The organism is Arthrobacter sp. Soc17.1.1.1, from assembly GCF_036867195.1.
Taxonomy (GTDB): Bacteria; Actinomycetota; Actinomycetes; order Actinomycetales; family Micrococcaceae; genus Arthrobacter_D.
This window is the reverse complement of record NZ_JBAJII010000001.1, coordinates 3,705,363-3,725,682: the sequence shown is the minus strand read 5'-3', so window position 1 is coordinate 3,725,682 and position 20,320 is coordinate 3,705,363. Positions and strand designations below refer to the sequence as shown.

Genomic DNA, 20,320 nt, shown 5'->3' with positions numbered 1-20,320 from the left:
CGGAGTTCCCATGACCGCAACCCCAGACACGGCGCCCGGCACCACCGGTTCCGTCCCCGGCCCCGCCTCCACCTTCGCCCACCGCCACATCGGGCCCCGCACGTCCGACGCCGGGAAGATGCTCGAGGTCCTCGGCTACCCGAGCCTGGAGAAGCTCGTCGACCTGGCGGTCCCCGCCAGCATCCGGCTGGACAGGGCCCTCGACCTGCCCGCGGCCCTCAGCGAGACCGAGGTGCTGGCGCAGCTCCGGCGCATCGCCGGCCGCAACCGCACCGCGGTCCAGATGATCGGCCAGGGATACTTCGACACCGTCACGCCGCCGGTCATCCGCCGCAACGTCCTCGAATCCCCCGCCTGGTACACCGCCTACACGCCCTACCAGCCGGAGATCTCCCAGGGACGCCTCGAGGCCCTCCTGAACTTCCAGACCATGGTGCAGGACCTCACCGCCCTGGACATCGCCAATGCCTCCCTGCTGGACGAAGCCTCCGCCGTGGCCGAGGCCGTCCTCCTCATGCGCCGCTCCGGCAGGAACAAGGGCCGGACCGTCATCGACGCCGACGCCCTGCCGCAGACCGTCGCCGTCGTCCGCGGCCGCGCCGAGGCGCTCGGTTTCGACGTCGAGATCGCGGACCTCTCCGCCGGACTGCCCGACGGCGACATCAACGGCGTCGTCCTCCAGCAGCCGGGTGCCTCGGGCGCCCTTCGGAACCACGCCGCCGTCATCGCCGCCGCCAAGGAGCGCGGCGCACTCGTCACGGTCGCCGCGGACCTCCTGTCCCTGACGCTCATCACCGCCCCGGGCGAGCAGGGCGCGGACATCGCCGTCGGCTCCGCCCAGCGCTTCGGCGTCCCGCTCTTCTTCGGCGGCCCGCACGCCGCCTACATGGCCGTGCGAAAGGGCCTCGAGCGCATGCTGCCCGGCCGCCTCGTGGGCGTCTCCAAGGACGCCGACGGCGCCCCCGCCTACCGCCTCGCCCTGCAGACCCGCGAGCAGCACATCCGCCGCGAGAAGGCCACGAGCAACATCTGCACCGCGCAGGCGCTCCTCGCGATCGTCGCCTCCATGTACGCCGTCTACCACGGCCCCGAAGGCCTCACGGCGATCGCCCGCACCACGCACCAGCGCGCCGCCGCACTCGCCGCCGCCCTCGAGGGGACCGACGCCGAGGTCGTGCACGCCGCGTTCTTCGACACCCTCCTGGTCCGCGTCCCGGGCCGGGCCGCCGAGCTCGCCGACGCCGCCGAGGCGCTGGGCTACAACCTCCGCCGGGTGGACGCCGACCACCTCGGTATCTCCTGCGACGAGACCACGACGCCGGAGCACGTCGCGGCGGTCGCCGGGGTGTTCGGCGGGACCGTCGGCGCCACGGCGGACCAGGACGCGGGCGGGCGGATCCCCGCGGACCTGCACCGCACGTCCGCGTTCATGACGCACCCCGTGTTCTCGCGGCACCGCTCGGAGACCGCGATGCTGCGGTACCTGCGCCGGCTCTCCGACAAGGACCTCGCCCTGGACCGGACCATGATCCCGCTGGGCTCCTGCACCATGAAGCTCAACGCCACGGTGGAGATGGAGTCCATCTCCTGGCCCGAGTTCGCCTCCATCCACCCGTTCGCGCCCGAGAGCCAGACCGAGGGCTGGCGCGAACTGATCACCGACCTCGAGGACCGGCTCGCCGAGATCACGGGCTACGCGCGCGTGTCCCTCCAGCCGAACGCCGGCTCGCAGGGCGAACTCGCCGGGCTCCTCGCCATCCGGGGCTACCACCGCTCGCGCGGCGACGAGAACCGCACCGTCTGCCTCATCCCGTCCTCCGCGCACGGCACCAACGCGGCCTCCGCCGTGCTGGCCGGCATGAAGGTGGTGGTCGTCGGCACTGCCCCGAACGGCAACATCGACCACGACGACCTGCTCGCCAAGATCGAGCAGCACGCCGGGGACCTCTCGGCCATCATGATCACCTACCCCTCCACGCACGGCGTGTTCGAGGAGGACGTGCGCTGGGTCTGCGAGAAGGTGCACGACGCCGGCGGCCAGGTCTACATCGACGGCGCCAACCTCAACGCGCTGGTGGGACTCGCGCAGCCCGGCGAGTTCGGCGGCGACGTCTCCCACCTGAACCTCCACAAGACCTTCTGCATCCCCCACGGCGGCGGCGGACCCGGCGTCGGTCCCGTGGCCGTGGCCGCGCACCTCGCGCCGTTCCTGCCGGGCGACGCGAACCGCGACATCGCCACGGACGGCGGACCCGACGCCGAGGGTGGCACGCCCGTCTCCGGGTCGATGTACGGATCCGCCGGCGTCCTGCCGATCTCCTGGGCGTACGTCGCCCTCATGGGCTCCGAGGGTCTCACCAGCGCGACGGCGCACGCCCTGCTGGCCGCCAACTACGTGGCCGCACGCCTCACCGAGCACTTCCCCGTGCTCTACACCGGCGTGCAGGGTCTCGTGGCGCACGAGTGCATCCTGGACCTGCGCCCCCTGACCGCCGCCACCGGCGTGACGGCCGAGGACGTCGCCAAGCGCCTCATCGACTACGGCTTCCACGCCCCCACGCTGTCCTTCCCCGTGGCGGGGACGCTGATGGTCGAACCGACGGAGTCCGAGGACCTCGCCGAGCTGGACCGCTTCGTCGACGCGATGATCGCCATCAAGGGCGAGATCGACCGCGTGGCCTCGGGCGAGTTCAGCATCGAGGAGAGCCCGCTGCGCCAGGCGCCCCACACGGCGCAGGTGCTCATCGGCGACGAGTGGACGCAGGCGTACCCCCGCGAGCTCGCCGCGTACCCGCTGCGGAGCCTCCGCCACGACAAGTACTTCCCGCCGGTGCGCAGGATCGACGGAGCCCACGGCGACCGCAACCTCGTCTGCTCCTGCCCGCCCATCGAAGCCTTCGAAGACTAGGAGCCCGGCCCCATGAGCGAGCTGAGCAAGCACACCGCCCTGTACACGCAGCACGAGGCCCACGGCGCGTCCTTCACCGACTTCGGCGGGTGGCAGATGCCCCTGAAGTACCGGAGCGAACTGGAGGAGCACCACACCGTCCGCAGGGCCGCGGGTCTGTTCGACCTGTCGCACATGGGCGAGGTCCTCGTCAGCGGCCCCCAGGCCGCCGAGTTCCTCAACTACGCCCTCGTCGGCAACCTGGCGGTCATCGCCGTCGGAAAGGCGAAGTACTCCCTGATCTGCACCGCCGAGGGCGGGGTGATCGACGACCTCATCACGTACCGGCTCGCCGAGGACTCCTTCCTCGTGGTGCCCAACGCCTCCAACGCCGAGGTCGTCGCGGAGGAACTGCGCCAGCGCTCGAAGGGCTTCGACGTCGCCGTCGAGGACCAGTCCGAGGCCACGGCTCTCATCGCCGTGCAGGGCCCCACGGCCGAGGCGGTGCTCCTGGACCTCGCACGCCCCGAGGACGCGGAGGCCGTCCGCGGCCTCAGGTACTACGCCGCGGTGGAGCTCGAGCTCGCGGGACTCCCCGTCCTCCTGGCGCGCACCGGGTACACCGGTGAGGACGGCTTCGAGATCTTCATCGGCAGCAACCTCGCCGTCCGCCTCTGGGACGCCGCGCTGAAGGCCGGGGACGCGCACGGGCTGCTGCCCTGCGGCCTGGCCGCCCGCGACTCCCTGCGCCTCGAGGCCGGCATGCCCCTCTACGGCCACGAGCTCGGCCTCGACACCAACCCCTTCGAGGCCGGGCTCGGGCCCGTGGTCAGCACCAAGAAGACCGACGACTTCGTGGGACGCTCGGTGCTCGAACCCCTCAAGGCCGTCGAGCCCGCACGGCGCCTCGTGGGCCTGCGGGCCGTCGGCCGTCGGTCCGCCCGCGCAGGGTACGACGTCGTCGTCGACGGCGCGCGCGTGGGCACCGTGACGTCGGGGCTGCCGAGCCCCACCCTCGGCTACCCCGTGGCGCTCGCCTACGTGGAGGCCGCCCACGCCGTGATCGGCACCGAGGTGCAGGTGGACCTCCGCGGCCGCCCGGAACCGTTCACCGTGATCCCCACGCCGTTCTACCGGCGCGAGAAGGCCGCCGGGACCGCGCAGTGACCATCAGCGCCTTCGATCTCTTCAAGATCGGCATCGGCCCCTCGAGCTCGCACACCGGCGGGCCGATGACCGCCGCCTACCTCTTCACGGAGCTGCTCCGAACGGACGCGCTCCTTCCTTCCGTGGACCGCGTGCAGGTGGACCTCTTCGGGTCCCTCGGCGTGACCGGCCACGGTCACGGCACGGTCAAGGCGGTGCTGCTGGGCCTGGAGGGGGAGCAGCCGCACCTCGTGGATCCGACCTCCGCCGACGCGCGCGTCGCCAGCATCGGCGAGCGCCGGTCGCTGAACCTCGCCGCGGAACGCCCCATCCCGTTCGACCCCGGGACGGACGTGGTGCTGCACAGGCGGCAACGCCTGGAATTCCACACCAACGGTATGCGGTTCTCGGCATATTCGGGTGACGGCCAACTTATTCGTACCCGGGAATACTTCTCCGTGGGCGGCGGCTTCGTCCTCGACGAGGACCAGATCGGGGCCGAGATCGCAGATCTGACACCCGTGCCGCTGTCCCACCCCTTCGACACCGCGGACCAGCTGCTCGGCATCTGCCGGACCACCGGGTGGTCCTTCTCCGACGTCGTCCTCGCCAACGAGCTGTCCTGGCGCTCCGAGGCCGAGGTGCGCGCGGGCCTGCTGGAGATCTGGTCCGTCATGCAGGACACCATCCGGCGGGGCACCACCACGGGCGGGATCCTTCCCGGCGGCCTCAGCGTGCGGCGGCGGGCCGAACGGCAGCGCCAGTTGCTCGAGAAGGCCGACGACCCGAGCGACCGGCTCGGCACCATGGAGTGGGTCACGCTCTTCGCCCTGGCCGTCAACGAGGAGAACGCCGCCGGCGGCCGCGTGGTCACCGCGCCGACCAACGGCGCCGCGGGGATCATCCCGGCGGTCCTGAAGTACTACGTGGACTTCGTGCCGGGCGCCGACGAGGACGGCGTGGTGCGTTTCCTGCTCGCCGCGACGGCGATCGGCTCGCTGTTCAAGCGCAATGCGTCCATCTCGGGCGCCGAGGTGGGCTGCCAGGGAGAGGTGGGTTCAGCCTGCGCCATGGCGGCCGGGGCCCTGGCCGAGGTGCTCGGCGGCACGCCCGAGCAGGTCGAGAACGCGGCCGAGATCGGGATCGAGCACAACCTCGGCCTGACGTGCGATCCCGTGGGGGGCCTCGTCCAGATCCCCTGCATCGAGCGGAACGCCGTCGGCGCCATGAAGGCCATCACCGCGGCCCGCATGGCCGTGCGCGGCGACGGGCAGCACCACGTGTCCCTCGACGTCGCGATCAAGACCATGCGCGAGACGGGCGCGGACATGATGGACAAGTACAAGGAGACCGCGCGCGGCGGCCTGGCGCTCAACGTGGTGGAGTGCTGACCTGAGCACGGTCGGTCTGCCGGTCCGGGTGGAGGTCGTCCCGGCGGAGGGTCTCGTGCAGCGGCTCCGGGCCTCCCTGCCCGCCCCCGCCGTCGTGACCGTGACCTGCCTGCCGCACCACGGCCCGCGGGAGGCCGTCGGGACGGCGGTGGATCTCGCCGCGGCCGGCTACACGGTGATCCCCCACCTCGCCGCGCGATCCGTCGCGGACCGCGCCGAGCTCGGCCGCTACGTGGCGCTGTGCCGCGATGCAGGGATCGCCGACGTCTTCGTGATCGGCGGCGACGCCGCCACCGCCGCGGGGCCCTACGCGTGGAGCGGCGCCCTCATGGAGGACATCGCCGACCTCTCCGGCGGCACCCTCGGGATGGGCGTCGCGGTCTACCCGGAGGGCCACCCGGGCACGGCGGAGGACGAGCTCGCGAGGACGCTGCGCGCGAAGCAGGGCCTCGCGTCGTGGTGCGTCACGCAGCTCTGCTTCTCCCCGGACACCCTGCACGCCTACCCCTCCCGGCTCCGGCTCGCCGGCATCGACCTGCCCGTCTGGGCGGGCGTCCCCGGGCCCGTCCGCGTGGCCCGGCTGCTGCGGCTCGCCGGCAGCATCGGCGTGGGACAGTCCCTCGGCTTCCTGCGCCGCTCGGCCGGCGGGAGCGAGACCGGCTCGGTGGTGCGGCAGCTCATCTCCTCGGCGTCCTACGATCCGGCGCCGCTCGTGGCCGCGCTCGACGGCGCCGGCTACGCGGGGCTGCACCTGTACAGCTTCAACGACCTCGCGGGACTCGCGGCCTCCGGGATGATCCGGGCCTAGGGCCCGGTCCCGCCTCAGCGGGCCCGGGACGCCTGGCCGAGCCGCGAGACCCAGTCCGCGTAGGTCTGGGTCCCGCGGTCGGCGGAGCCGCTCGTCAGGAGCGTGCCGTCCCGCAGGGCCCTGCCGAACCCTCCGGGCAGCGGGAACTCCAGGATCACGCCGCGGCGCCCGACCGCCGACGCGTAGGCACGCACCATGTCCACCATGCGCAGGGTCTCCGGCCCCGCCAGATCCGCCGGGCGCCCTGCGGGTCCTCCCTCGGCCAGGGACACCAGGCGCTGCGCCACCTCCCGCGCCGCGACGGGCTGCGACACCATCGCCGGCACCGGATGGAGCGGCCCCAGACCGGACCGGCCGTGGATCTGGTGGGCGAATTCGTGGAACTGGGTGGCTCTGAGGATCGTCCACGGGACGGAGCCGGACGACACAAGGTCCTCCTGCACCTTCTTGCCCGCGTAGTAGCCGAAGGGCGCCCGGTCACTGCCGACGATGGAGAGGGCGAGGTGGTGGGGCACCGCCGCGGTCCTCCCGGCGGCCAGCAGGTTGCCCGTGACCGTGGCGAAGAACTCCCGCGACCGGCGGTCCGACTGCGAGGCCGTGGAGGTGACGTCGATGACGGCGTCGGTCCCCTCGAGGACACCGGCGAGACCCCCACCAGCGGTGAGGTCCACGCCCTTCGAGCGGGACAGGATGCGGACCTCGTGCCCCGCCTCCCGGGCGACGGCGACGACGTGCTGTCCGACCGTCCCGGTTCCGCCGGCAACAGCGAGCTTCATGGCGTGACTTTCCTGGATCTCATGGGCGGGGGCAGGGGAACGGAAGAAGTGTACGGGCGGGAGGTGCCCGTGAGCCACCCTCGGACCCGCCCGCGACGCACCGGTCCCGTGGCGGCCCGCCCGCTTCGGTGACCGGCAGGAGAACAGCAGGTCGGAGCCCTTAATGCCCGGTGAACTCTGCCGGACAAGTCCGTGAGGAAGCGCCTTTCCGGGTCGTCCGGGCGTGTGTCGCCCCTAGCCTTGCAGAGGTTCACGACCCAGAGCGAAGGACGATCGATGGAACAAGTGGCGGACACCCCCGTGGTCCCCGGAGTGCGGACGGACCGGCTCGACCGGACGGACCGCTCCGACCGCGTCCCGCCGTCGCCCGGCGGCACCCGGGCCCTCCCGGAGCCCGCGCGGCGGAAGCGCAGGACCCCCTGGAAGGCGTGGCTGCTGTTCCTGCTCTTCGCAGGCCCGAACGTGGCCCTGCTCGTGGTGTTCACCTACAAGCCGCTGCTGCAGTCCCTGTACTACTCCACGCTGCAGTGGAACATCGGCTCGCCCGTCGCGATGCCCGTCGGCTTCCAGAACTACCTCGACTGGTTCACGGATCCGACCACGCCGGGGATCGTCGCCGTCACGCTCGTGTTCACCCTCGCGACGGTGGGCGGCGGGATGGTGATCGGCCTCGCGCTCGCGCTCGTCCTGAACCGCAGGCTGCGCGGGACGGGCGCCGCGCGGACCGTCGTCGTCGCCCCCTACGTGCTGTCCGGCGTGGCCGTAGGCCTCCTCTGGCTCTTCGTGTTCGACCCGAACTTCGGGGTCACCGCGGCGCTGCTGCGGCTCGTGGGACTCGCCTCGCCGGACTGGTACAACGACCCGCAGTGGGCGCTCGTCATGGTGGTCGTCGTGTACCTGTGGAAGAACGTGGGCTATGTGGCCCTCATCTATCTGGCCGCGCTGCAGTCGGTGCCGCGGGACCTCGTGGAGGCCGCCTCGATCGACGGGGCGTCGTCGGTGCGGTCCTTCCGCTCCATCGTGCTGCCACTGCTCGGACCCACCACGTTCTTCCTGGCCATCACCACGCTGCTGACGTCGCTGCAGTCCTTCGACATCATCCAGGCCATGACCAAGGGCGGGCCGCTCGGGGGGACCACCACGATGATGTACCAGATCTACCAGGAGGGCTTCCAGAGCGGACGCGCAGGCTACTCGTCCGCCATCGCCACGATCCTCTTCGTGGTCCTGCTGCTCGTGACCTTCGCCCAGCTGAAGTACGTCGACAGGAAGGTGCACTACTGATGAGTGCCACGACAGCGCAGGCGCACACGGCACGACGGCGCCCGGCACCGTGGGGGAGCTACCTCACGCTGGTGATCGCCGTGGCCGTCATGGTCCTGCCCCTGGTCTGGATGGTCCTGGCGGGCTTCAAGGATCCCGACGAGATCTACAGCTCACCCATCCGGTGGCTGCCCGCCACGGTGGATGCCACGAACTACACCACGGCGATCGACGCCGTGCCGTTCGGGAACTTCTTCCTCAACAGCGCCATCACCACGGTGATCGGCGCCGGCCTGAAGATGATGCTGGGGCTGACCACGGCGTACGCGCTCGTCTTCCTCGAGTTCCCCCTCAAGAAGCTCGTGTTCGGTGTGGTGATCTTCGCGCTGCTCGTCCCGCAGCAGATCGTCATCATCCCCAACTACACGCTCGTGGCCGAGCTCGGGTGGATCAACACCTACCAGGGCATCATCGTGCCCGGCCTGGCGAGCGCCTTCGGAACCTTCCTGTTCCGCCAGCACTTCCTCACGCTGCCCGTCTCCATCCTCGAGGCGGCCGCGCTCGACGGAGCCGGGCACTGGACGCGCCTGTGGCGCTTCATCGTGCCGATCTCCGCCCCGACGATCGCCGCCGTGGCGCTCGTGTCCATCGTCGCGGAGTGGAACGAGTACCTGTGGCCGCTGCTCGTCGTCGACCGCGCGGACATGATGACCCTGCCCGTGGGGCTGACGCTGCTGCAGAACAACGACGGCATCGCCGACTGGGGTGTCCTCATGGCGGCGACCGTCCTCGTGACGGCGCCCGTCCTGATCGCGTTCTTCGCGCTGCAGAAGCGCATCGTCTCCGGCCTCACCGCCGGCGCCGTCACCGGCTGACCCAAATCCTCCCACCCGCTCCCACCCGCTCCCACCCCGCCCCTACCTCTCAAGGAGTCCCCATGTCCCCGCGCCCGCAGCCGGCCCTCAACCGCCGCCAGCTCCTCCAGTTCTCAGCCCTTCTCGGCGGCGCCGCGGCGCTCGCGGCCTGCAGCGGCCCGGCCGTCAGCTCGGACGTCTCCGGCGGTGCCGCCACGGAGGCGGCGACCGACTGGGCGTCCGTCACGCCGGCGAAGGAGATCACCTGGTGGAGCAACCACCCCGGCGCCTCCAAGCCCGTGGAGGAGGAACTCATCAGGCGCTTCACCGCCGAGAGCGGCATCACGGTCAACCTCGTCACGGCCGGCGCCAACTACGACGAGGTGGCCCAGAAGTTCCAGGCCGCCACCGGCACCGGCAACGGCCCCGACGTCGTCGTCGCCAGCGACGTGTGGTGGTTCCGGTACATGATCAACGGGCAGTCCCTGCCCCTCGACGAGATCGCCGAGCACCTCGACTTCGACACCGCGGACTACAACGAGACGCTGTACAGCGACTACCGGTTCAAGGACGCGCACTGGGCCGTGCCCTACGCGCGGTCCACGCCGCTGTTCTACTACAACAAGGACGCCTGGGCCGCTGCAGGCCTGCCGGACCGCTCGCCCGAGACGTGGGACGAGTTCATGGAGTGGGCCCCGAAGCTCGCCGCCGGTGGCATCACGCCGCTCGGCCTCGGCAAGGGCACCTCCTGGGCGGCCTGGTGGTTCTGCAACTTCCTGTGGGGCAGGGGAGGCGCGTACTCGGACGAGTGGACCATGACGCTGGACACCCCCGAGGCCCTGGACGCCGCGACGTTCGTGCAGTCCATGATCTTCGAGGACAAGGTGGCCACCATCGCGGCGACCGACAACGCCGTCGACTTCGGTGCGGGGCTCACCGGCTGCACGATCGCCTCCACGGGGTCGCTGACCGGGATCCTGAAGGCCGCGAAGTTCGAGGTGGGCACCGGGTTCCTCCCGGCGGGTCCTGCAGGGCCGGCCTGCCCCACCGGCGGCACCGGCGTGGCCATCAGCTCCGACCGCACACCCGAGCAGCAGCTGGCCGCGGGCATGTTCCTGAAGTTCCTGACCAGCACCGACAGCACCGCGTACTTCTCCTCCAACACCGGCTACATGCCCGTGCGGACCTCGGCACGCGACAGCGAGATCATGAGTGAGGTCTACACCCGGTCGCCGCAGTTCCGCACCGCCGTCGACCAGCTCGAGACCACCCGCGTGCAGGACTGGGGCCGCGTGTTCGTCCCGGGTGGCGACAAGGAACTGACGACGGCGCTGGAGAGCATCATCCTGCAGCAGGGCGATCCGCAGCAGGCCTTCGCCACCGCCAGCACCGCGATCCAGCGCTCCTTCGAGCAGAACGTGGAACCCTACCTCTAGGACCGCGGCAGGGACGGGCACGCCACCGGGAATCCGGGTGGCGTGCCCGTCCCCGTCCGCTAGAGGTGTCTGAGGTACCGCTCGGGTGAGGCGAGGAAGGCCTGCCAGGCGGTGACGAGGTCCAGGTCCTCCCACCGGCGGGGGCGCAGGCCCCAGCTGCCGACCTCGAGGATCTGCGCCTGGGGCAGGGCCGCCAGGAGGGGCGAGTGGGTGGACAGGATCACCTGGGACCTCCCGGACGCCACGAGTTCCTTGAGGACCCCGAGCAGCGCCAGGCACCCGGAGAAGGACAGTGCGGACTCCGGTTCGTCGAGGACCCACAGCCCGGGCCCGCGGAACCTGTCGACCACGAGTTCGAGGAACGACTCACCGTGGGACATCTCGTGGAAGGGGACGTCGGTGCCGGCGCTGCCCGGGTTCGCCTCGAGGTACGTGAAGAACCCGTGCATGGTCTCGGCGCGCAGGAAGTACCCGCGCCGGGTGGTGCCCGCATTGCGGACCAGCTGGAGGTGATCGGCGAGGACGGACTCCGTGGGCCGGGACGTGTGCCGGGCCCCGGTGGATCCGCCCTCGGGGGAGAGCCCGTACGCCAGGGCGATCGCTTCGACGACGGTCGATTTCCCCGACCCGTTCTCGCCCACCAGGACGGTCGCCGGGCCGAGCTCGAGGCCGCGATCGAGGATGTCCGTGACGGGGGCCAGGGTGGCCGGCCAGGTGCGCCGGTCCAGCGGGTGGGCGGGGTGCTCGGTGAGTCGCCGGATGGGGAACCGCTCGAAGGCCATACGGTCAGTGTGCCGGACGCGGCGGCGGGGGACGCCTTCGTGGCCGGATACCGCGCCGACCTGCCCCTGCTGACCGCGGCGGATCCCGTGCAGCGCGGAGGGGACCTACTCCTTCACCACGCGCACGGTCGCGAGGGTGGCGTCGCCCGGGTCGGGCAGGACCATGCCCGCGTCGACGCCGCTCCGCAGGTACTTGATCGATGCTTCGTTGATGCGTTCCCCGGGGAGGAGGACGGGGACTCCCGGAGGGTAGGGCGTGGCCAGTTCGGCGACGATCCGTCCGACCGATTCCTCGACGGGGATGTCCTCGACGGGTCCGAAGAATGCATCGCGGGGCAGCATCGCCGTCTCGAGATCCAGCTCGCCCTCGTCGGGGATGAGCACGGCGGGCGACTCCGGGAAGGTCGGGGCGGCGTCGACGAGCAGGCGCAGGCCATCCATCAGGCGATCCACGGTGTACTCGTCGTCGGCGATGGAGATCGTGATCTCGAACCGGCGGTGGTCCGTGGTGCCGAAGTCCAGCAGGCGGTTCTCCCGCAGCCAGTCGTGGGCCTGGTACCCGGTGATCCGCAGTCCCGAGACATCCACGAGGACGTGCATGATGTCGAGATCGTGCGAGGCCTCGTGGGAGGTCAGTTCCTCCTCCAGCACGTGCAGGCCGGGCAGTTCATCGATCCGCTCCCGCACCGTGCGGGTCAGGGCCAGGGCGCGCCCGATGATGTCGTGCCCGTCCTGGACCATCTGGCGCCGCCACCCGTCGATCGCCGCGTACATCATCACGTTCGCGCTGGTGGTGGACAGGATGTCCTTGCAGTGCTCGAGCCTGACCGGGTCCACGAGGTCACCCTGGACGTGGAACACCGAGCCCTGCTCGAAGCCGATGCCCATCTTGTGCACGCTCACCACGCACAGGTCCGCACCTGCGGACATGGCCCAGGTGGGCGTGTCCGGATGGAAGGGCAGCTGCGCCCCCCACGCCTCGTCCACGATCAGCGGCTTGCCGCGGTCATGGCAGATCTTCGTGATCGCCCCGATGTCGGTGCAGGTCCCGTACGGCGTCGGGCTCACGATCAGCGCGGCCGACGCATCCGGGTACTTCTCCCACATCGCCTCGACCTCCCCGGGGATCGGCGGATGGGCGAGCTTGAGGTCGTTGTCCCAGCTCGGACGGATCCACCGCGGCTGCAGGCCCCCGAGGACCAGGGCGGAGACCACTGACTTGTGGGCGTCACGCCCGATCAGGATCTCACCCTCGCCATGGGTGACGGCGAGGATGGCCGCCTTCACCGACAGGGAACTGCCGCAGGTCGAGAAGAACGTCTTGTCCGCCCCGACCGCTTCCGCCATCAGCTCCTGGGCCCGCTCCAGGTGACCATGGGAGGACGTCCTGTCGTCGAGTCCGGAACTGGCCAGGACATCGGACCGGAAACTCTGCTCCCCCAGGACGTCCAGCACCCGCGGATCCACACCACGGCCCTGCCGGTGGGCCGGCGGGGTGAAACCGTACCGGCCCAGCTTCTGGTGTTCGGCGAGCGCGGTGAGCACGGGTGTCTCGTTCTGGTCCATCAGGTCTCCCTCGTGCAATCAGTAAGCGTGCTTACCGATCAAAACTGACAAGCAGGGCCTGAGCACGTCAAGCATGAATCGGCGCCACGCATCGGTGCCGACTGTGCAGGGAGGCGGGACGCGAGAAGAACGGCCGTCCCGGGGGACGGCCGTTCTTCGTGGGTGGTGCGGGATGCCCTGCGCGGGACTCAGACGACGACGGCTGCCGGCTTCTGGCGCTGGGGCGCGAGCTCCCCGATGATGCCGCGCAGGAGGCTGCGCAGTTCGTAGGATTCGAGTCCCTCGCCCACCATCAGGGTCCGTTCGATGTCCTCGGCCTTCGCGAGGGCATCCACCCCGGACGGGGTGATGGTGATGCGCTGGCTGCGGCGGTCGATGCTGTCGCGGATGCGTGAGATGAAGCCCTGCCGCTCGAGCTTCTCGATCGTCTTGCCGATCGTCTGCGCCTGGACGTGCACCGCGAGCGCGAGCTTGGCGCCCGTCATGGTGCCCTGCCGGGAGAGGACCCCCAGGGTGGTGTAGCCGGCATGGGTGATCCCGATGTCGAGCAGCCTCTCGTTCCAGGCGTGGTCCACGAGGCGCGCGGCGGTGGTGAGCAGGCGGCTGGTTGACCACTCTTCCAGTTCAGACATGCGATGTTCCTTCCAGGGCTGAAACACCCGGCCGGTACTGCAGACCAGCGCCGGCCGGGTGTCGTGTCCTTGCGGCTGACCGGATGGTGCAGGGGGACGGGATCAGCCGCAACAGGTCCATCATGCGCTTCTATCTTCAAGTTTTCCCGGTGACCCGTCCGAAGCTTGCGGCAAGACGGCCATCCGCCGGCGGGCAGTCCGCGTGGCGAAGGCGATGATCTCCGCCGCGACGGCGCGGGCCGCCGAGTGCTGGACCACATGGGCCTGACCGTCGATCTCCACCAGCATGCCATCACGGGCACGTTCCGTGAGCTCCCGGCTCCACCGGTGGCGTGCCACCGGATCGCGCCCGCCGCGCATCACCAGGACGGGGCAGTGGAGCTGCTCGACGGCGCGCTCCAGCGGGTACCGCATCATGGGCAGCAGTTGCCGCACGTACCAGCGGAGGCCCGTGCGCAGGTAGTCGAGGTACACGATGGCGTTGGCCGAGGGGCTCTCACGGAACGTGTCGTGGCCGAGGGAGAGGGCCTGCTGCAGGACCGTGCGGCGCTGCCTGTCCACCACGGGACCGATGAGGACCACCCGCTCCGCGAGGGCCGGCGCCTGCAGTGCCGCCGCCGCCACGAACTGCACGCCCATCGAGTGCCCCACGAGCGTGCAGGAGGCCACCCCGAGGGCGGACAGCGCCTCGACGACCAACCGGGCGTGGTCCTCCACGCCGAGGTGGGTGCGCGGCCGGGGCGATGCCCCGTAGCCGGGGAGGTCCACGGCGTGCACCTCGGCGTCGGCCGCGAGTTCCGCGCGGAGGCGGTCGAAGTAGCGGTGGGTCATGCCCAGACCGTGGACCAGCACGTACGGGCTGCGGGGGGAGGCGGGATTCTCCGGCCCCGGGGTGGTGCGGACGCGGATGGTGAAGCCGTCCACCAGCACCGTGCGGAGGGTCGTCGATAGCATCCCGGCAGTCTACGGGTGCCGGAGCGTGGTTCCTCAAGATTCGTTCAAGGCGATCGGCCGTTCGGGGCGACCTGGGGCCCCGACATATGGAATTCTTGACTCATGTCTGTTCCCACGTCCCAGCGCACCGCGCTGATCATCGAGGACGATCCGGACATCCGCGAACTGCTCGCCACCACGCTGCGCATGAACGGCTTCACGACCGTCGAGGCCTCCTCCGGGCTCGAGGGTCTGGCCGCACTGGCGGAGCACTCACCCGATCTCATCACGCTCGACCTCAACCTGCCGGATCTCGACGGCGTCGAGGTGTGCCGGCAGTGCAGGGCCTCCACCGACGCCTACATCGTGATGGTGACCGCCCGGCAGGACGAGATCGACCGGCTGATCGGCCTCGAGATCGGAGCCGACGACTTCATCGGCAAACCGTTCAGCCCACGGGAACTCTCCGCGCGTGTCTCGGCCATGTTCCGCAGGCCCCGCACCGGTGCCGGTCCCGGTCCTGCACCCGTGCCGGTGTCCGACGGCAACGCGCTGCTGCGCCACAACGACCTGACCATGGACGTGGAGGGACGCGTCGTCGCGCTGGACGGGCAGGAGCTCGCACTGACGCGCATCGAGTTCGACCTGCTCGAGACCCTGCTGACGGGGGCGCAGCGGGTGTGGACGCGGGAGGCGCTCCTGAACCGTGTCTGGGGTGAGGGCTGGAGCCAGGACCACCATCTCGTGGAGGTGCACATCCGCAACCTGCGCAAGAAACTCGGCGAGGACACGAGCAACCCCCGTTTCATCCGCACGGTGCGCGGCGTGGGGTACCGCATGACGCCGGGCGACACCGGGCGCTGACCGGAGCAGTCGCCCCGGTTTGTGCCCGGGTGGAAGACTGGATACGTGGCTCATCTCGACGTCTCCGGTATCGACTACTTCCTCTCCGACGGCAGGCAACTGCTCAACGGCGTGGCCTTCAAGGTGGGCGACGGCCACAAGACGGCCCTGATCGGCCCGAACGGCACCGGCAAGACCACCCTCCTGCGCATCGTCGCCGGCGACCTCGTGCCCGATGAGGGGGCGGTCAGCCGGTCCGGATCCATGGGCATCATGCGGCAGTTCGTCGGCCAGGTACGCGACGACACCACGGTCCGGGACCTCCTCGTATCGGCCGCGCCGCCCGCGCTCGCCGCGGCGGCGCAACGGATCGACGACGCTGAACTCGCCATGATGGAGGCCGACGACGAACCCACGCAGATGAGGTACGCGCAGGCCATCGCCGACTGGGGCGACGCAGGCGGCTACGAGCTCGAGACCACGTGGGACGAGGTCACCATGGCCGCCCTCGGCGTCCCCTTCGACCGCGCGCAGTACCGGGCGGCGTCGTCGCTCTCCGGCGGGGAGCAGAAGCGGCTCGTCCTGGAGGCCCTGTTCTCCGGCCCCGACGAGCTCCTGCTCCTGGACGAGCCGGACAACTACCTCGACGTCCCAGGCAAGCGCTGGCTCGAGGCGAAGCTGCGCGAGTCGAAGAAGTCCGTGCTCTTCGTCAGCCACGACCGCGAGCTGCTCGCCAATGCCGCCACGCGCATCGTGACCCTTGAGCCCGGCGTGCTCGGGGCGTCGTCGTGGACGCACGGCGGGGGCTTCGAGACGTACCTGAAGGCACGCGAGGACCGCAACGCGCGGTTCGAGGAACTGCGCAAGCGGTGGGACGAGGAGCACATCAAGCTCAAGGAACTCGTCAACATGTACAAGAACAAGGCGGCATTCCGCTCGGACATGGCGAACCGGTACCACGCCGCCCAGACGCGCCTCGCGAAGTTCCTCGAGGCCGGGCCGCCCGAGGCGATCCCGCTGGAGCAGAAGGTGTCCATGCGCCTGCAGGGCGGGCGCACCGCCAAGCGCGCCGTCGTCGCCCAGAAGCTCGAACTGACGGGGCTGATGAAGCCCTTCAGCACCGAGATCTGGTTCGGGGACCGCGTGGGCGTCCTGGGCTCCAACGGCTCCGGCAAGTCGCACTTCCTGCGGCTGCTCGCCGCCGGCGGCTCGGATCCCGACAGGGAGCACCTGCCGGTGTCCGAGGTCGACATCGCCGAGGTGCCGCACGAGGGCACCGTGAAGCTCGGCGCGCGAATCCGCCCCGGTTTCTTCGCGCAGACCCACTCGCGGCCCGATCTCCTCGGCCGCACGCTCGTGGACATCCTGCACCGCGGCGACGAGCACCGCTCGGGGCTGGGCCGCGAGGCGGCGTCCGCCGTCCTGGACCGCTACGGGCTGGCGTCGCAGGCCGAGCAGCCCTACGACTCCCTGTCCGGCGGCCAGCAGGCGCGGCTGCAGATCCTGCTCCTGGAGCTCTCCGGCGCCACCCTCCTGCTGCTCGACGAGCCCACGGACAACCTCGACCTGCACTCCGCGGAGGCCCTCGAGCGGGCCATCGGCGCGTTCGAGGGCACCGTCATGGCCGTGACGCACGACCGCTGGTTCGCCCGCGGCTTCGACCGGTTCCTCGTGTTCGGCTCCGACGGCAGGGTGTACGAGACGAAGGAGCCCGTCTGGGACGAGAGCCGGGTGGTCCGGGCGCGCTGAGTCGCGTTCGTCCACACCTCCTCCACAGCGCCGTCCACAGGGTTGTCCACAAATTGTGGACAACGCGGAGGCCTTGCCTGCTGACCCCGTTTGTGGCGCACCGCGGCCGCCGCCTACGGTGGCAGAGTGAAACCCGCCGTCCGCGCCGCCATGATCGCCACTTACGCCATCTTCGGCCTCAACGGCCTCGTCTTCGCGAGCTGGGCGGCGCGCATCCCGGCCGCATCGGACACGCTGGGACTCGGAGCCGGCCAGACCGGCGGACTCCTCCTCGTCGGCGCCGTCGGCTCGGTCCTGTCCCTCCCCCTCGCCGGGCTCGTCGCAGCACGCTTCGGCACCGGGAACACCGTGCGGATCGGCGGCACCGCCGCCGCCGTCGCCGCGACCTCCGTCGCCTTCGGCCTGGCCATCGCCTCCGTGCCGGTGGTGGCCGTCGGACTGTTCCTGTTCGGCTGCGGGATCGCCCTGTGGGACGTGGGGCAGAACATCGAGGGCGCCGACGTCGAGCGCCTCGTCGGGCGGACCATCATGCCGCGCTTCCATGCCGCATTCAGCGGGGGAGCGTTCGTGGGCGCCCTCATCGGGGCCGGTCTGTCCGCCGTCGACGTGTCCCTGTCGGCGCACCTCGTCGCCGTGGCCGTCCTCAGCCTCGCCGTCTCCCTGTGGACGCCCCGCCACTTCCTGCCCGAGGCGCCGGCGGACGGGTCCGCGACGGGACCGGCGTCCGACGGCGCCCGGCGGCGGGGCCTCGGCGCATGGGGCGAACCCCGCACGCTGCTGATCGGTCTGGTGGTGCTGGGCGCCGCGCTGACCGAAGGGGCCGCCAACGACTGGGTGGCGAAGGCGAGCGTCGACGGCCTGGGCACCTCGGAGAGCACCGGGGCCGTCATGTTCGCGGTGTTCGTGGCCGCGATGACGGCGCTGCGCTTCCTCGGCGGGCCCCTGATCGACCGCTTCGGCCGGGTGCGGGTCCTGCAGGCCAGCCTCGGGTCCTCCCTCGCGGGCCTCGTGGTCTTCGTCGCCGCACCGAACGTGCCCCTCGCCGCCGTCGGAGCCGTCCTCTGGGGTGCGGGGGCCGCGCTCGGATTCCCCATGGGCATGTCGGCGGCGGCGGACGATCCCGATCGTGCCGCCGCGCGCGTCTCCGTCGTCGCGACCATCGGCTACACGGCCTTCCTCGCCGGGCCGCCCCTCATCGGCTTCCTCGGCGACGTGGTCGGCATCCGCAACGCCCTGCTGGCCGTCGGGGTCGCCGTGCTGGCCTCCTTCCTCGTGGCCCCCGCAGCCCGCGAACGACCGGTGACGGACGATGCGGGATTGCGGACAGTAACTGACCGAAGCGCCTAGGTTCCCTCGGGCGGGGGTCCTACCCTTTTGGGATGGCGATTATCGAGGCAGAAGGTCTGAAGAAGACCTATTCGTCGAAGAGCGGCCCCGTCCACGCGCTCGACGGCATGAACCTTTCCGTTCCCCAGGGAACAGTCAAGGCCCTCCTGGGGCCCAACGGTGCAGGCAAGACCACCGTGGTCAAGATCCTCACCACCCTCGTCCAGCCGACCGCCGGCGCCGCGCGCATCGACGGCATCGACGTCCTGCGCGATCCGAAGGCCGCACGCCGCATCATCGGCGTCTCCGGCCAGTACGCGGCGGTCGACGAGGGACTCACCGGTTTCGAGAACCTCGAGATGGTGGGCAGGCTCTACCACCTCGGTGCCCGCGAGTCGAGGCGCCGGGCACAGGAGCTCATCGACCAGTTCGAGCTGACGGAAGCCGGCAACCGCCCGGTCAAGGGCTTCTCCGGCGGCATGCGGCGCCGGATCGACCTGGCCGGGGCGCTGGTGATCAAGCCGAAGATCCTCTTCCTGGACGAGCCGACCACAGGGCTGGACCCCCGGAGCCGGCTGTCCATGTGGGGCATCATCAAGGACCTCGTGAAGGACGGCACCACGCTGCTGCTCACCACCCAGTACCTCGAGGAGGCGGACCAGCTCTCCGACGACATCGCGGTGATCGACGGCGGCAGGACCATCGCCGCGGGCACCGCGGACGAGCTGAAGGCGCAGATCGGGGGCCACCGCGTCGTGGTGTCGCTCGTCGACGCCGCCCACGCCCCGACCGCCCGCGAGATCCTCGGGCGCCACGGCGACGGCGAACCCGGTGTCGGCGGGGACGGCCGCACCGTGGAGGTCGCGGTCACGAACGGGCCCCGCGCCCTGCAGTACATCCTGTCGGACCTCGGCGAGGCGGGTGTCGGCCTGCACGACGCCGGCATGCGGCGGCCGAGCCTCGACGACGTGTTCCTCACGCTCACCGGTCACCGGACCGAGGACGCCTCGGCGGAAGCCCCCCAGAAGGAGACAGCAGCATGAGCGTCCTGGCACCCGAGAACAGGCAGCCCGAGAACCGTCGGTCCGCGATCCGCGGAGATGTGCCCGAGCCGCCGTCGGAGCTGAGCATGTGGTTCTCCGACGGCTGGACCGTGACCAAACGCAACCTGACCAAGCTGAAGCGCTCACCCGACATGCTGGTCTTCGCCGTCCTCCAGCCGATCATGTTCGTGCTGCTGTTCAGCCAGATCTACGGCGGGTCCATCCAGGTGGAGGGCGCGGACTACACGCAGTACCTCATGGCCGGCATCTTCGCGCAGACGGTGATCTTCGGCTCCACCTTCTCCGGCTCGGCCATGGCCCAGGACCTCAAGGACGGCATCATCGACCGTTTCAGGACCCTGCCCATGAGCCCGTCCGCGGTGCTGGTCGGACGGACCAACAGCGACCTCGTGCTCAACGCGCTGTCGGTGGTCATCATGATGGGCACCGGATTCCTGGTGGGCTGGCGCGTCAACGCGTCCATGGGCAGCTTCCTCGCCGGCCTCGGCCTCCTGCTGCTGTTCTCCTACGCGTTCAGCTGGGTGATGGCACTGCTCGGGATGTCCGTGAAGTCGCCCGAGGTCATCAACAACGCGTCGTTCATGATCCTCTTCCCGCTCACGTTCATCTCGAACGCGTTCGTGCAGTCCCAGAACCTGCCGAGTGCGCTCGAGACCTTCGCCAACTGGAACCCGGTCTCGGCGCTCGTCCAGGCGGCCCGCGAGCTGTTCGGCAACACGGGGACCCTCCCTGCCCCCGATGTCTGGCCCATGCAGAACGCGGTCCTGACCGTCCTGATCGGCGCCGCCCTGATGCTCGTGGTCTTCGTGCCGCTGTGCATCCGGAAGTTCAGGCTCATCAGCAGCCGCTGACCGGAGGCGCCGT

17 protein-coding genes are annotated in these 20,320 nt (G+C 70.6%); 12 read left to right on the top strand and 5 right to left on the bottom strand.

Going from position 1 to position 20,320, the window contains the following annotated elements; translation table 11 throughout:
• The first annotated feature begins 10 nt into the window (after positions 1–10).
• Genes gcvP through V6S67_RS17445 form a run of 4 tightly spaced genes read left to right on the top strand, consistent with a single transcriptional unit; the run spans position 11 to position 6,232 of the window.
• Positions 11–2,908, top strand: coding sequence for an aminomethyl-transferring glycine dehydrogenase (gene gcvP, locus V6S67_RS17460; protein ID WP_334211443.1), 2,898 nt, complete (start codon positions 11–13; stop codon positions 2,906–2,908).
• Between the two features lie 12 nt (positions 2,909–2,920).
• Positions 2,921–4,054, top strand: coding sequence for a glycine cleavage system aminomethyltransferase GcvT (gene gcvT, locus V6S67_RS17455; RefSeq protein WP_334211442.1), 1,134 nt, complete (start codon positions 2,921–2,923; stop codon positions 4,052–4,054).
• Positions 4,051–5,424, top strand: a complete 1,374-nt coding sequence (locus tag V6S67_RS17450) for an L-serine ammonia-lyase (protein ID WP_334211441.1) — start codon at positions 4,051–4,053, stop codon at positions 5,422–5,424. Before gcvT ends, V6S67_RS17450 begins: the two co-directional genes overlap by 4 nt.
• Before the next feature lie 28 nt (positions 5,425–5,452).
• Positions 5,453–6,232 (top strand): methylenetetrahydrofolate reductase, encoded by a 780-nt coding sequence (locus V6S67_RS17445; RefSeq protein WP_334211440.1) that lies wholly within the window; start codon positions 5,453–5,455, stop codon positions 6,230–6,232.
• 14 nt (positions 6,233–6,246) lie between these two features.
• On the opposite strand, the gene V6S67_RS17440 is transcribed toward V6S67_RS17445, so the two are convergent.
• On the bottom strand, positions 6,247–7,008 hold the full coding sequence (locus V6S67_RS17440) for an SDR family oxidoreductase (protein WP_334211439.1): 762 nt from the start codon (positions 7,006–7,008) through the stop codon (positions 6,247–6,249).
• A 276-nt stretch (positions 7,009–7,284) separates the two neighbouring features.
• Here V6S67_RS17440 and V6S67_RS17435 point away from each other — a divergent pair, with 276 nt between their 5' ends.
• From V6S67_RS17435 to V6S67_RS17425, 3 genes are all read left to right on the top strand, one after another.
• Positions 7,285–8,292 (top strand): carbohydrate ABC transporter permease, encoded by a 1,008-nt coding sequence (locus V6S67_RS17435; RefSeq protein WP_334211438.1) that lies wholly within the window; start codon positions 7,285–7,287, stop codon positions 8,290–8,292.
• Complete coding sequence (locus V6S67_RS17430; RefSeq protein WP_334211437.1) at positions 8,292–9,146, top strand: carbohydrate ABC transporter permease; 855 nt, start codon at positions 8,292–8,294, stop codon at positions 9,144–9,146. The genes V6S67_RS17435 and V6S67_RS17430 overlap by 1 nt, the downstream gene beginning before the upstream one ends.
• 62 nt (positions 9,147–9,208) lie before the next feature.
• Positions 9,209–10,561, top strand: coding sequence for an ABC transporter substrate-binding protein (locus tag V6S67_RS17425; protein ID WP_334211436.1), 1,353 nt, complete (start codon positions 9,209–9,211; stop codon positions 10,559–10,561).
• A 59-nt stretch (positions 10,562–10,620) separates the two neighbouring features.
• On the opposite strand, the gene V6S67_RS17420 is transcribed toward V6S67_RS17425, so the two are convergent.
• The 4 genes from V6S67_RS17420 to V6S67_RS17405 all read right to left on the bottom strand — a co-directional run bounded on the left by V6S67_RS17420 (position 10,621) and on the right by V6S67_RS17405 (position 14,495).
• On the bottom strand, positions 10,621–11,343 hold the full coding sequence (locus V6S67_RS17420; RefSeq protein ID WP_334211435.1) for an AAA family ATPase: 723 nt from the start codon (positions 11,341–11,343) through the stop codon (positions 10,621–10,623).
• A 105-nt stretch (positions 11,344–11,448) separates the two neighbouring features.
• A complete protein-coding gene (locus V6S67_RS17415) occupies positions 11,449–12,909 on the bottom strand; it encodes an aminotransferase class I/II-fold pyridoxal phosphate-dependent enzyme (protein ID WP_334211434.1) in 1,461 nt (486 codons plus the stop codon).
• A gap of 188 nt (positions 12,910–13,097) precedes the next feature.
• Positions 13,098–13,541: a MarR family winged helix-turn-helix transcriptional regulator gene (locus V6S67_RS17410; RefSeq protein WP_334211433.1), complete on the bottom strand. Its 444-nt coding sequence runs from the start codon at positions 13,539–13,541 to the stop codon at positions 13,098–13,100.
• Between the two features lie 120 nt (positions 13,542–13,661).
• Positions 13,662–14,495 carry an alpha/beta fold hydrolase gene (locus tag V6S67_RS17405; RefSeq protein ID WP_334211432.1) on the bottom strand — a complete coding sequence of 278 codons (834 nt, stop codon included), beginning with the start codon at positions 14,493–14,495 and terminating at the stop codon, positions 13,662–13,664.
• A 102-nt stretch (positions 14,496–14,597) separates the two neighbouring features.
• On the opposite strand from V6S67_RS17405, the gene V6S67_RS17400 reads away from it, so the two are divergent.
• The 5 genes from V6S67_RS17400 (at position 14,598) to V6S67_RS17380 (ending at position 20,307) form a co-directional block, all read left to right on the top strand.
• The gene (locus V6S67_RS17400) at positions 14,598–15,338 is read left to right on the top strand and encodes a response regulator transcription factor (protein ID WP_334211431.1); all 741 of its coding nucleotides are present in this window, start codon (positions 14,598–14,600) and stop codon (positions 15,336–15,338) included.
• Between the two features lie 45 nt (positions 15,339–15,383).
• On the top strand, positions 15,384–17,066 hold the full coding sequence (locus V6S67_RS17395; protein WP_334211430.1) for an ABC-F family ATP-binding cassette domain-containing protein: 1,683 nt from the start codon (positions 15,384–15,386) through the stop codon (positions 17,064–17,066).
• Between the two features lie 150 nt (positions 17,067–17,216).
• Complete coding sequence (locus V6S67_RS17390) at positions 17,217–18,413, top strand: MFS transporter (protein ID WP_334211634.1); 1,197 nt, start codon at positions 17,217–17,219, stop codon at positions 18,411–18,413.
• Between the two features lie 32 nt (positions 18,414–18,445).
• Positions 18,446–19,435 (top strand): ATP-binding cassette domain-containing protein, encoded by a 990-nt coding sequence (locus V6S67_RS17385; protein WP_334211429.1) that lies wholly within the window; start codon positions 18,446–18,448, stop codon positions 19,433–19,435.
• Positions 19,436–19,521: 86 nt separating this feature from the next.
• The gene (locus tag V6S67_RS17380) at positions 19,522–20,307 is read left to right on the top strand and encodes an ABC transporter permease (protein ID WP_334211633.1); all 786 of its coding nucleotides are present in this window, start codon (positions 19,522–19,524) and stop codon (positions 20,305–20,307) included.
• The last annotated feature ends 13 nt before the right edge of the window (positions 20,308–20,320 follow it).